Annotated in this window: 11 protein-coding genes and 2 pseudogenes; 4 read left to right on the forward strand and 9 right to left on the reverse strand. The window is 60.5% G+C overall.

Annotated elements, in window-relative coordinates:
- A pseudogene (locus SPHINGO391_RS00015) lies at positions 1–106 on the forward strand (IS5/IS1182 family transposase); the annotation flags it as partial.
- Between the two features lie 21 nt (positions 107–127).
- Here the strand turns inward: SPHINGO391_RS00015 and SPHINGO391_RS00020 are convergent.
- The 8 genes and pseudogenes from SPHINGO391_RS00020 to intI1 all read right to left on the reverse strand — a co-directional run.
- Positions 128–637: pseudogene (locus SPHINGO391_RS00020) on the reverse strand (SDR family NAD(P)-dependent oxidoreductase); the annotation flags it as partial.
- Positions 638–792: 155 nt separating this feature from the next.
- Complete coding sequence (locus SPHINGO391_RS00025; RefSeq protein ID WP_152007044.1) at positions 793–1530, reverse strand: amino acid ABC transporter ATP-binding protein; 738 nt, start codon at positions 1528–1530, stop codon at positions 793–795.
- Positions 1531–1572: 42 nt separating this feature from the next.
- Positions 1573–2595: an amino acid ABC transporter permease gene (locus SPHINGO391_RS00030; RefSeq protein ID WP_193217126.1), complete on the reverse strand. Its 1023-nt coding sequence runs from the start codon at positions 2593–2595 to the stop codon at positions 1573–1575.
- Positions 2596–2609: 14 nt separating this feature from the next.
- Positions 2610–3791, reverse strand: coding sequence for an ABC transporter permease subunit (locus tag SPHINGO391_RS00035; RefSeq protein WP_152007046.1), 1182 nt, complete (start codon positions 3789–3791; stop codon positions 2610–2612).
- A 161-nt stretch (positions 3792–3952) separates the two neighbouring features.
- Positions 3953–6919, reverse strand: a complete 2967-nt coding sequence (locus SPHINGO391_RS00040) for a Tn3-like element TnAs3 family transposase (RefSeq protein WP_001138064.1) — start codon at positions 6917–6919, stop codon at positions 3953–3955.
- 2 nt (positions 6920–6921) lie between these two features.
- A complete protein-coding gene (locus tag SPHINGO391_RS00045; RefSeq protein ID WP_000147567.1) occupies positions 6922–7482 on the reverse strand; it encodes a recombinase family protein in 561 nt (186 codons plus the stop codon).
- A 125-nt stretch (positions 7483–7607) separates the two neighbouring features.
- Positions 7608–7808: a DUF3330 domain-containing protein gene (locus tag SPHINGO391_RS25140; protein ID WP_000993264.1), complete on the reverse strand. Its 201-nt coding sequence runs from the start codon at positions 7806–7808 to the stop codon at positions 7608–7610.
- A 352-nt stretch (positions 7809–8160) separates the two neighbouring features.
- Positions 8161–9174, reverse strand: a complete 1014-nt coding sequence (gene intI1 / locus SPHINGO391_RS00055; RefSeq protein ID WP_000845048.1) for a class 1 integron integrase IntI1 — start codon at positions 9172–9174, stop codon at positions 8161–8163.
- A gap of 244 nt (positions 9175–9418) precedes the next feature.
- On the opposite strand from intI1, the gene SPHINGO391_RS00060 reads away from it, so the two are divergent.
- The 3 genes from SPHINGO391_RS00060 to SPHINGO391_RS00070 all read left to right on the forward strand — a co-directional run bounded on the left by SPHINGO391_RS00060 (position 9419) and on the right by SPHINGO391_RS00070 (position 11227).
- Positions 9419–9766 carry a quaternary ammonium compound efflux SMR transporter QacE delta 1 gene (locus SPHINGO391_RS00060; protein WP_000679427.1) on the forward strand — a complete coding sequence of 116 codons (348 nt, stop codon included), beginning with the start codon at positions 9419–9421 and terminating at the stop codon, positions 9764–9766.
- Positions 9760–10599 (forward strand): sulfonamide-resistant dihydropteroate synthase Sul1, encoded by an 840-nt coding sequence (gene sul1, locus SPHINGO391_RS00065; RefSeq protein ID WP_000259031.1) that lies wholly within the window; start codon positions 9760–9762, stop codon positions 10597–10599. Before SPHINGO391_RS00060 ends, sul1 begins: the two co-directional genes overlap by 7 nt.
- A gap of 127 nt (positions 10600–10726) precedes the next feature.
- Positions 10727–11227: a GNAT family N-acetyltransferase gene (locus tag SPHINGO391_RS00070; protein ID WP_000376623.1), complete on the forward strand. Its 501-nt coding sequence runs from the start codon at positions 10727–10729 to the stop codon at positions 11225–11227.
- Here SPHINGO391_RS00070 and SPHINGO391_RS00075 read toward each other — a convergent pair.
- On the reverse strand, positions 11196–12188 hold the full coding sequence (locus SPHINGO391_RS00075; RefSeq protein ID WP_001381192.1) for a TniB family NTP-binding protein: 993 nt from the start codon (positions 12186–12188) through the stop codon (positions 11196–11198). The genes SPHINGO391_RS00070 and SPHINGO391_RS00075 overlap by 32 nt on opposite strands.

The raw sequence follows: 12188 nt of genomic DNA on the forward strand, positions 1-12188 counted from the left end.
TTGCCGCAGGCTGGCCAAGGACTTCGAAAACATGTCACGCAACGCACTCGCCTTCCTCAAATTGGCATCCATTCGCCTCATGCTGAGAAGGCTCTGTTCAAACTGAATAACTTTCCGGACCGACTCTGAGATTAATCAGCGCCGCTTTGGCAGCACCATAGGGTAGCGCCTCAGCGGCCGAGCCTCGTTGTCCCGCCCGACTTGCTATGTTAACGATGCGACCTCCGCCTTCTGTTTTGAAATGATTAATCGCCTCCTTGCAAAGATCGGCAGCCGCGAAGAGATTAATTTGAAATTCCCGGTGCCATGCGCCTCTCCAGTTTTCCGGAATTGCTTCAACCGAGATATCGGTGCGGACTCCCGCATTGTTAACGAGGCCGTGAACCCTGCCTGCGAAATCGACCGATTTTCTCCATAGTGCCAACGGGCCGTCGGGTTCGGAAAGGTCAGCCTGCACAATCAGGCCATCGCCGCCAACACGAGACAACAGCGATTTCGCCGCAGTCTCGTGCCTGCAATAGTGTATTATCGGTCGCGCACCCTCGGCGGCAAGGCGTTCCACGATAGCCGACCCTATTCCGCCAGAGGCACCAGTGACCAGAACCGTTTGCCCCTGCAGAAGTTTGCTCATGTTCATTCCCTTCAACTACCATTCCACCAGTCTGCCTTCCGCTCCCGTCCTAGAACGCCAAAGATCTAAGGCGTCCAGAGCATGGGGTTCGCTCCATTGCGCGACCTTTGCAAAAACGGCCGGCTCCTGAAACGTGGTGCAATGCGGCACGGCCGACTGTCTCAATGAAGCACTTGGGACAGGAACTCCCGCAGCCGCGGCTCTTTGGGATCGTCAAAGAACTGCTCCGGCGTGTTCTGCTCGACGATCGTGCCATGATCCATAAAAATCACACGGTCGGCGACGGATCGAGCAAAGCCCATCTCGTGCGTCACGCACACCATGGTCATTCCGTCGGTGGCCAACTCCCCCATAACATCAAGTACCTCTTTGACCATTTCCGGATCGAGCGCCGAGGTAGGTTCATCGAACAACATGATCTTCGGGCGCATTGACAGGCTGCGAGCGATTGCTACGCGCTGCTGCTGGCCGCCAGAAAGTTGCCCGGGATATTTCTTTGCCTGATCGGCGATGCGGACGCGCCGCAGGAGTTCCATCGCGACACTCTCCGCTTCGTCCTGCCTGCGACCACTCACCAGCCTTTGCGCCAGCGTGCAGTTTTCCAGCACCGTCAGATGAGGGAACAGATTGAACTGCTGGAACACCATGCCGACCGATTTACGGATTTCCGCGATGTTGCGAACGTCGTCGTTCAGTTCCACCCCGAGGACGTTGATGGATCCTGCCTGATGGGATTCCAGATGGTTGATGCATCGGATCATCGTTGACTTGCCGGAGCCGGAAGGACCACAGACGACCAGCTTTTCGCCAAGCCCAACCGTCAGGCTGACATCCTTCAAGACGTGGAAATCGCTGTAGAACTTGTCGATATTCTTTAATTCGATTGCTGTATTTTGCATGGCAATTTCCCCGTAGGAATGCTGAATCTCGGTTTGAAAGGGCTACTCTCGACCTTTTGAGAAGATGTAGGCGTGCTCCAGCCTCTTGCTCCATTTGCCCATGGCGAAGCAGAAGACGAAGTAGATCACCGCGATGAACACGTAGACCTCGATGAAATGCGTCCGCCAAAGCGGGTCGGCCAGAGCCTGCCGGGCCGTCATAAGAAGCTCGCTGATGGAAACGATCGCGACGAGCGAGGTGTCCTTGAGCACGCTGATGAAGGTGTTGATCGTCGGAGCGATCACCGTCGTCAGCGCCTGCGGAAGTACGATCCGGGTGTAGGCCTCGAACCGCGAGATGCCGAGCGCTTCGCACGCTTCGAACTGCCCCTTCGGAACGGTCTGCAAACCGGCGCGGACGACCTCGGCCAGATAGGCTGCCGTGAACAGGATGATGGCGACCTGGGCGCGGATCATGGCGTTGATGTTCCAGCTTGCGGGCAGCAGCAGCGGAAGAATGAACGTCGCCATGAACAGGATCGTGATCAGCGGCACACCGCGGACAACCTCGATGTAGGCGGTCGCGAACCAGCGGACGATCGGCTTCGACGACAGCCTTGCACAGGCAAGCAGGATGCCAATCGGGAACGCAAATCCGATACCGAAGACGGAGAGCATGATGGTGATCGGCAATCCGCCCCATTGCGTCCAAGGCACGGGAGATAGCCCCGCGACCCCGCCGCCCATCAAAACGAAGAACAGGATCGGGGAATAGATCCAGGCGGCAAGCAACCCTTTACCCCAAAAACGCGGCAAGGCAGTGGCAACAGTCGTTCCTAGCAGCAGGGCGGAGGCCAAAGCAGGCCGCCAGAGTTCCGAAGCCGGATAGCGCCCGAAGATGATCAAGGTGGCCTTTTCCGCGATGACCGGCCAGCACGCGCCGACGCCATCGCAAGCATCGGCCGGCTTCGCGCCCCAGACCGCCTCGAGGACCGCCCAACGGAACAGGGGAAAGAGGACGACCGCAAGGACCGCGATCACCGCTACGCTGATCAGGCGACTACGCCAGGAAGTTTGCTGTTTCATAGCCATCATCAACCTCATCGTGTCCGTAGCGCCATCTTTTTGTTGTAGACATTCATCGCGGCGGAGATCGCCAGACTCATCGAGAGATACACCGCCATCATGATGGCGACGCACTCGATGGCGCGGCCGGTGATATTGAGCGTGGTGTTGCCGATCGAGACCAGATCCGGATAGCCAATCGCCACGCCGAGCGAGCTGTTCTTGACAAGGTTGAGGTATTGGCTTGTCAGCGGCGGGATGATCACGCGCGAAGCCTGGGGGATGACGATGTAGCGCATCGTCTGTCCGGGCGAGAGACCGAGGGCCTGCGCCGCCTCCTTCTGCCCTTTCTTGACGGCAAGAATACCCGTGCGCACGATCTCGGCGATGAAGCTGCCGGAGTAAATCGAAAGTCCCACGAGGAGCGCCGAGAACTCCGGCGAGAACTTGATGCCGCCATTGAAGCGGAACTTCTGCCAGACCGAAAGCTCGAAGGACGCACCGCCTGCTACGACCAGCGCGATCGTGCCGGCCAGCAGGGCGGCAGCAAGAATTGCCAGGAAAGCAACAACACCCGCCCTTCTGTCGAAGACGTAGCGCCAGACCGCGAGGCCGACCGCTATCGCCGCCACCAAGCCCGCAACAGTCGAAAGCGCCGTCGGCTGGAGGTGCAACATCGGCAGGAATATGCCGACGCGGCTGATCTGGACGCCGAAGGCGCCCCATGCTTCCGCTGGCGTTGGCAGGAGCCCGGTTGCGATCGAGTACCAAAGATAGAGCTGCAGAAGAAGCGGCACGTTACGGAAAAGTGCGACGTAGGTCAGGCAGACGCGCCGCAGCGCCTGGTTCGTCGAGAGCGAGCCGATACCGACAGCGAACCCGATCACCGTAGCAAGAACAAGAGCATGGGCTGACACGACGATCGTATTGACCAGCCCTGTGAGAAAGGCGCGGGCGAAGCTCGACTGGGAGCTATATTCGATGAAGGTTTCGCCGATGCCAAACCCTGCCTCGCGCGACAGGAAGTCGAGACCGAAGCTCAGTTTCTGCCGGCCGATATTGAGGGATGCGTTGTAGGCGAAGAACCAGACCGCCGCGCCAACCAGCAAGATCAGGAGAGCTTGCGGAATCCATGCGCGAAACCGGCGGTTCCACCATAGGCTCCCAGTCTCGGAAATCGCCACAACGGGCGGGTTTTGCATTTCGTGCATAGCCATGGAATTCAGCCCTTACCTGACATTGGGTGCGACATGCATGGCCGTCGGTGTTCTCGCACCCGGTCGGATCCATGTCTTCGATCTTGCGCCCGTCGATGTTCGGTCGGTGGCGAGGGACCAATGTTCCAGGGGTCGTCTCAGAAAACGGAAAATAAAGCACGCTAAGCCGGTTGCAGAGGCCGTAGCGGCCTGAACTTCCCCGCGCCGATCTTGGCGCTGCTGCGCCATAGGTAATCACCGGTCAGGTTGATGTGCTCCCAGCCGAGTGGCGACAGGTACTGCAATAGCGAGTCATCGACGGCATGACCATTGCCGCGCAACGCATGCGCCGCACGCTCCAGGTAGACCGTGTTCCACAGCACGATGGCCGCCGTCACCAGGTTGAGGCCGCTGGCCCGGTAGCGCTGCTGCTCGAAACTGCGGTCACGGATTTCACCAAGGCGGTTGAAGAACACGGCACGGGCCAGCGCATTGCGCGCCTCGCCCTTGTTCAGCCCGGCATGCACGCGGCGGCGTAGCTCGACGCTTTGCAGCCAGTCGAGGATGAACAGCGTGCGCTCGATGCGGCCCAACTCGCGCAGCGCGACGGCCAAGCCGTTCTGGCGCGGGTAGCTGCCGAGTTTCCTGAGCATCAGCGAGGCCGTCACCGTGCCCTGCTTGATCGAGGTGGCCAGCCGCAGGATTTCGTCCCAATGGGCGCGGACGTGCTTGATGTTGAGCGTGCCGCCGATCATCGGCTTGAGCGCGTCATAGGCGGCATCGCCCTTCGGGATGTAGAGCTTGGTGTCGCCCAGGTCGCGGATGCGCGGCGCGAAGCGGAAGCCCAAGAGGTGCATCAGGGCGAAGACGTGATCGGTGAAGCCCGCCGTGTCGGTGTAGTGCTCCTCGATCCGCAGGTCGGATTCGTGGTACAGCAGGCCGTCGAGCACGTAGGTTGAGTCGCGCAGGCCGACATTGACCACCTTGGTGTGGAATGGCGCGTATTGGTCGGAGATGTGGGTGTAGAAAGTCCGTCCTGGGCTGCTGCCATATTTTGGGTTGATGTGCCCCGTGCTCTTTGCCTTGCTAGCGGTTCGGAAATTCTGTCCGTCCGATGATGATGTGGTGCCATCGCCCCAGTGCCCGGCAAAGGGATGCCGAAACTGAGCGTTGACCAGTTCAGCCAACGCTGTCGAGTACGTTTCGTCGCGGGTATGCCAGGCTTGCAGCCAAGCGAGCTTCGCGTAGGTCGTGCCGGGGCAGGACTCGGCCATCTTGGTCAGGCCCAGGTTGATCGCGTCGGCCAGGATCGTGGTCAACAACAGGTTCTTGTCCTTGGCCAGATCGCCCGATTTCAAGTGCGTGAAGTGCCGGGTGAAGCCCGTCCACTCATCGACTTCGAGCAGCAGTTCGGTGATCTTGACGTGCGGCAGGACCATGGCTGTCTGGTCTATCAGCGCCTGCGCGGTGTCGGGCACCGCCGCATCCAGCGGCGTGATCTTCAAGCCCGACTCGGTGATGATGGCATCCGGCAGGTCGTTGGCTGCCGCCATGCGGTTGACGGTGGCAAGTTGTGCTTCCAGCAGCGTCAGCCGCTCATGCAGATATTGTTCGCAGTCGGTGGCCACGGCCAGCGGCAATTCGCTGGACTGCTTGAGGCTGGTGAACTTCTCGGGCGGTACCAGGTAGTCCTCGAAGTCCTTGAACTGGCGTGAACCCTGCACCCAGATGTCGCCCGAGCGCAGGGAGTTCTTCAACTCGGACAGCGCGCACAGTTCGTAGTAGCGCCGGTCGATGCCGGCGTCGGTCATCACCAGTTTCTGCCAGCGCGGCTTGATGAAGCCGGTCGGTGCATCGGCTGGCAGCTTGCGGGCGTTGTCGGTGTTCATGCCGCGCAGCACCTCAATGGCATCAAGCACGTTTTTGGCGGCGGGCGCGGCCCGCAGCTTGAGCACGGCAAGGAATTCCGGTGCATAGCGGCGCAGGGTGGCGTAGCTCTCGCCGATGCGATGCAGGAAATCGAAGTCATCGGGTTGCGCGAGCTTCTGCGCCTCGGTGACGCTCTCGGCAAAGGAATCCCAGGACATGACGGCCTCGATGGCGGCAAACGCATCGCGGCCTGATTGCTTGGCGTCGATCAGCGCCTGACCGATGCGCCCGTACAGACGTACCTTGGCGTTGATGGCCTTGCCTGACGCCTGGAACTGCTGCTGATGCTTATTCTTGGCAGCGTTAAACAGCTTACCCAGGATGCGGTCGTGCAGGTCGATGATTTCGTCGGTGACGGTGGCCATGCCCTCGGTGGCCAGCGCCACGAGAGTGGCGTAGCGCCGTTGCGGCTCGAATTTGGCCAGGTCGGCGGGTGTCATCTGGCCGCCCTCGCGGGCAATCTTGAGCAGGCGGTTCTGGTGAACCAGCCGCTCGATGCCGGTAGGCAGATCGAGTGCCTGCCATGCCTTGAGGCGTTCGATGTGTTCCAGCATATGCCGCGAATTTGGCTTGGCCGGAGACTGGCGCAACCAAGCCAACCAGGTCGTCTTGCCGTTGTCCCGGCGCTTGAGCAGATCGTCGAGGCGGCGGCGATGCGCGTCCGCCAGTGGTTCGGCCAAGGCGTCGTAGATGCGCCGGTTAGCACGGGTGATCGCCTCGGCACTCGCCCGCTCGACGGCGTTGAGGGCGGGCAGAATGACCGACTGCCGCCGCAGGTGCCCGATCAAGGCGCTGGCCAGCACGATGCCTTTGTCGGTTTGCATCGCCAGCTCGGTCAGCATCTGGACGGCCTGCCGGTAATGGCTCATGGTGAAGGGCCGGAAACCGAACACGGTTTGCAGCTCGCTCAGGTGCTCGCGCCGGGTCTGCTCCCGCTGGCCGTACTCGTTCCAGCTTTCGACGCCGACCTTGAGCTGGTCGGCGACCAGCTTCAACAAGGGCGGGAACGGTAGTTCATCGACGCCCAGGATGACGCCGGGAAAGCGCAGGTAACAGAGCTGCACCGCGAAGCCCAGCCGATTGGCTGGCCCGCGCCGCTGTCGGATGATCGAGAGGTCGGTATCGTTGAATGTGTAATGTCGGATCAGGTCGTCCTTGGAGTCCGGCAACGCCAGCAGGCTTTCCCGCTCGGCGGCGGACAGGATGGAACGACGTGGCATATTTACTGATCCGTTCTCAAGTATTGATACAGGGTTTCGCGACTGATTCCGAATTCACGAGCAAGCTTGGTCTTTTGCTCGCCAGCCTCGACACGTTGGCGCAGTTCGGCAATACGCTCAGACGACAGGGATTTCTTCCTGCCACGGTAAGCCCCGCGTTGCTTGGCGAGCGCAATACCCTCGCGCTGACGCTCGCGGATCAGGGCGCGCTCGAACTCGGCGAACGCGCCCATCACCGAGAGCATCAGGTTCGCCATCGGAGAGTCTTCGCCAGTAAAACTGAGGTGTTCCTTGACGAATTCGATATGCACGCCGCGTTGTGTCAGCGTTTGCACGATCCGGCGCAAATCATCGAGATTGCGCGCCAGGCGATCCATGCTATGCACCACCACGGTGTCGCCGGTGCGGGCGAAGCTTATCAGCGCTTCCAGTTGCGGACGCTTGACATCCTTGCCGGATGCCTTGTCGCTAAAAGCGCGATCAACCTTGACGCCTTCCAGTTGCCGTTCCGGGTTCTGGTCGAAGGTGCTGACCCTGATATACCCAATGCGCTGTCCAGTCATGGAATTCCCTGCAAAATGTCAGGGAAGACTCTATGACCTTCAACGAGATATGTCAATAAATTCAAAATTCAATCCTATCCTGACGCAATTTACACATGGCATCTGACATCAGGTTAGGGTATGCCTCAACCTGACGGCGGCGAATCACAAGCGTCCGGTTTGACGCTGGTTTCGGTCGCAGTGCTGGCCCGCGCCTGGAAGCGCTGATAGCACTCCAGCCCGCAGAAATGCTCCACGTACTCGGCCCCTTCCGGCGTGAAGGCGGCATCGAGCGGGATTTCCTTGCAGCACACGCAGCAACTGGTGCTCGGTTCATTGGCGTTCATGGTGGTGTTCCTCCATTGGTTGACGAAGCCGACGAAGGCCGCCGCCGGCATCGGCCTGGCGAACAGGAAACCCTGCACCGTGTCGCAACCCGCCTGCCGCAACCACGCAAGGCAGTCGGGTGTTTCCACACCCTCGGCTACCACCTCCATTGTCGTTTTCAGAAGACGGCTGCACTGAACGTCAGAAGCCGACTGCACTATAGCAGCGGAGGGGTTGGATCCATCAGGCAACGACGGGCTGCTGCCGGCCATCAGCGGACGCAGGGAGGACTTTCCGCAACCGGCCGTTCGATGCGGCACCGATGGCCTTCGCGCAGGGGTAGTGAATCCGCCAGGATTGACTTGCGCTGCCCTACCTCTCACTAGTGAGGGGCGGCAGCGCATCAAGCGGTGAGCGCACTCCGGCACCGCCAACTTTCAGCACATGCGTGTAAATCATCGTCGTAGAGACGTCGGAATGGCCGAGCAGATCCTGCACGGTTCGAATGTCGTAACCGCTGCGGAGCAAGGCCGTCGCGAACGAGTGGCGGAGGGTGTGCGGTGTGGCGGGCTTCGTGATGCCTGCTTGTTCTACGGCACGTTTGAAGGCGCGCTGAAAGGTCTGGTCATACATGTGATGGCGACGCACGACACCGCTCCGTGGATCGGTCGAATGCGTGTGCTGCGCAAAAACCCAGAACCACGGCCAGGAATGCCCGGCGCGCGGATACTTCCGCTCAAGGGCGTCGGGAAGCGCAACGCCGCTGCGGCCCTCGGCCTGGTCCTTCAGCCACCATGCCCGTGCACGCGACAGCTGCTCGCGCAGGCTGGGTGCCAAGCTCTCGGGTAACATCAAGGCCCGATCCTTGGAGCCCTTGCCCTCCCGCACGATGATCGTGCCGTGATCGAAATCCAGATCCTTGACCCGCAGTTGCAAACCCTCACTGATCCGCATGCCCGTTCCATACAGAAGCTGGGCGAACAAACGATGCTCGCCTTCCAGAAAACCGAGGATGCGAACCACTTCATCCGGGGTCAGCACCACCGGCAAGCGCCGCGACGGCCGAGGTCTTCCGATCTCCTGAAGCCAGGGCAGATCCGTGCACAGCACCTTGCCGTAGAAGAACAGCAAGGCCGCCAATGCCTGACGATGCGTGGAGACCGAAACCTTGCGCTCGTTCGCCAGCCAGGACAGAAATGCCTCGACTTCGCTGCTGCCCAAGGTTGCCGGGTGACGCACACCGTGGAAACGGATGAAGGCACGAACCCAGTGGACATAAGCCTGTTCGGTTCGTAAGCTGTAATGCAAGTAGCGTATGCGCTCACGCAACTGGTCCAGAACCTTGACCGAACGCAGCGGTGGTAACGGCGCAGTGGCGGTTTTCATGGCTTGTTATGACTGTTTTTTTGTACAGTCTATGCCTCGGGCATCCAAGCAGCAAGCGCGTTACGCCGTGGGTCGATGTTTGATGTTATGGAGCAGCAACGATGTTACGCAGCAGGGCAGTCGCCCTAAAACAAAGTTAGATGCACTAAGCACATAATTGCTCACAGCCAAACTATCAGGTCAAGTCTGCTTTTATTATTTTTAAGCGTGCATAATAAGCCCTACACAAATTGGGAGATATATCATGAAAGGCTGGCTTTTTCTTGTTATCGCAATAGTTGGCGAAGTAATCGCAACATCCGCATTAAAATCTAGCGAGGGCTTTACTAAGCTTGCCCCTTCCGCCGTTGTCATAATCGGTTATGGCATCGCATTTTATTTTCTTTCTCTGGTTCTGAAATCCATCCCTGTCGGTGTTGCTTATGCAGTCTGGTCGGGACTCGGCGTCGTCATAATTACAGCCATTGCCTGGTTGCTTCATGGGCAAAAGCTTGATGCGTGGGGCTTTGTAGGTATGGGGCTCATAATTGCTGCCTTTTTGCTCGCCCGATCCCCATCGTGGAAGTCGCTGCGGAGGCCGACGCCATGGTGACGGTGTTCGGCATTCTGAATCTCACCGAGGACTCCTTCTTCGATGAGAGCCGGCGGCTAGACCCCGCCGGCGCTGTCACCGCGGCGATCGAAATGCTGCGAGTCGGATCAGACGTCGTGGATGTCGGACCGGCCGCCAGCCATCCGGACGCGAGGCCTGTATCGCCGGCCGATGAGATCAGACGTATTGCGCCGCTCTTAGACGCCCTGTCCGATCAGATGCACCGTGTTTCAATCGACAGCTTCCAACCGGAAACCCAGCGCTATGCGCTCAAGCGCGGCGTGGGCTACCTGAACGATATCCAAGGATTTCCTGACCCTGCGCTCTATCCCGATATTGCTGAGGCGGACTGCAGGCTGGTGGTTATGCACTCAGCGCAGCGGGATGGCATCGCCACCCGCACCGGTCACCTTCGACCCGAAGACGCGCTCGACGAGATTGTGCGGTTCTTCGAGGCGCGGGTTTCCGCCTTGCGACGGAGCGGGGTCGCTGCCGACCGGCTCATCCTCGATCCGGGGATGGGATTTTTCTTGAGCCCCGCACCGGAAACATCGCTGCACGTGCTGTCGAACCTTCAAAAGCTGAAGTCGGCGTTGGGGCTTCCGCTATTGGTCTCGGTGTCGCGGAAATCCTTCTTGGGCGCCACCGTTGGCCTTCCTGTAAAGGATCTGGGTCCAGCGAGCCTTGCGGCGGAACTTCACGCGATCGGCAATGGCGCTGACTACGTCCGCACCCACGCGCCTGGAGATCTGCGAAGCGCAATCACCTTCTCGGAAACCCTCGCGAAATTTCGCAGTCGCGACGCCAGAGACCGAGGGTTAGATCATGCCTAGCATTCACCTTCCGGCCGCCCGCTAGCGGACCCTGGTCAGGTTCCGCGAAGGTGGGCGCAGACATGCTGGGCTCGTCAGGATCAAACTGCACTATGAGGCGGCGGTTCATACCGCGCCAGGGGAGCGAATGGACAGCGAGGAGCCTCCGAACGTTCGGGTCGCCTGCTCGGGTGATATCGACGAGGTTGTGCGGCTGATGCACGACGCTGCGGCGTGGATGTCCGCCAAGGGAACGCCCGCCTGGGACGTCGCGCGGATCGACCGGACATTCGCGGAGACCTTCGTCCTGAGATCCGAGCTCCTAGTCGCGAGTTGCAGCGACGGCATCGTCGGCTGTTGCACCTTGTCGGCCGAGGATCCCGAGTTCTGGCCCGACGCCCTCAAGGGGGAGGCCGCATATCTGCACAAGCTCGCGGTGCGACGGACACATGCGGGCCGGGGTGTCAGCTCCGCGCTGATCGAGGCTTGCCGCCATGCCGCGCGAACGCAGGGGTGCGCCAAGCTGCGGCTCGACTGCCACCCGAACCTGCGTGGCCTATACGAGCGGCTCGGATTCACCCACGTCGACACTTTCAATCCCGGCTGGGATCCAACCTTCATCGCAGAACGCCTAGAACTCGAAATCTAACGTCCGTTCGGGCATCGAGGTCCATGTCGGGGTGGGACGGGCCCGTGGCTTCAAGATCACTTGCAGTCCGACCGCGATGTCTTGGTTGCGCGAGAGGTTGTCGACAGGCCATGCTGAGTGTGCGATGGTTGATCGCTTCCTCGCCGCTCTCCACGGCGACGATGGCCGCCGCCATCAGCAAGTGCGCCAGTTCCCCTATGGTGCCCTCGCTGCGTGTGAGCAGGTAGCGAGCCATGTCCAGCGTGGCAATTGGGGAAGGCCGGCGCAGCGGGAGCGAAGCGGCGAAGCTGGCCAGCAGTGAGCAGCAATCGTCGTTGGCCTCCCATACCGGCAGCATCATCGGCTCGAAGCGATTTTCCAACTGGTCATCGGAGCGGATGGCTAGGTAGGCGTCGCGCGTGCCTACCCCAACCAACGGGATGCGCAGTTCGTTGCCGAGGAAGCGCAGCAGGTTGAGGAATTCCCGGCGGTTGACGCTGTTGCCGGCCAGCACGTTGTGCAGCTCGTCGATCACCAGCATGCGCACGCCGACCTTGCGCAGCAGTGCCAGAGCCAGTTGCTCCATTTCCGGCAACCGTGGGCGTGGGCGCAGCGGCGCGCCCATCGCGGCGAGCAGCGCGACGTAGAAGCGGATCACGGACGGCTCGGACGGCATCTGCACGACCAACACCGGGATGTGCTCCTGGTCGGCGTCGGAGCTGGCCGGGTGGGTGCGGCGGAACTTCTCGACGATCATCGACTTGCCATTGTTGGTCGGGCCAACCAGCAGCAGGTTGGGCATGCGTTGCTTGTTTGGCCACGCATAAAGGGCTTCCAGCCGGTTCAGCGCCTCGACTGCGCGCGGATAGCCGATCCAGCGGTCGGCGCGAAGGCGCTGGATGCGCTCGTCCGCCGGAAGACGGGCCAAGCCCTGGGCCGCCGGCAGCAGGTGGGACAGGTCGATGATGGGATATTCGTCCAC

Origin of the sequence: Hoeflea sp. EC-HK425 (assembly GCF_902498795.1) — a bacterium.
Classification (GTDB): domain Bacteria; phylum Pseudomonadota; class Alphaproteobacteria; order Rhizobiales; family Rhizobiaceae; genus Hoeflea; species Hoeflea alexandrii.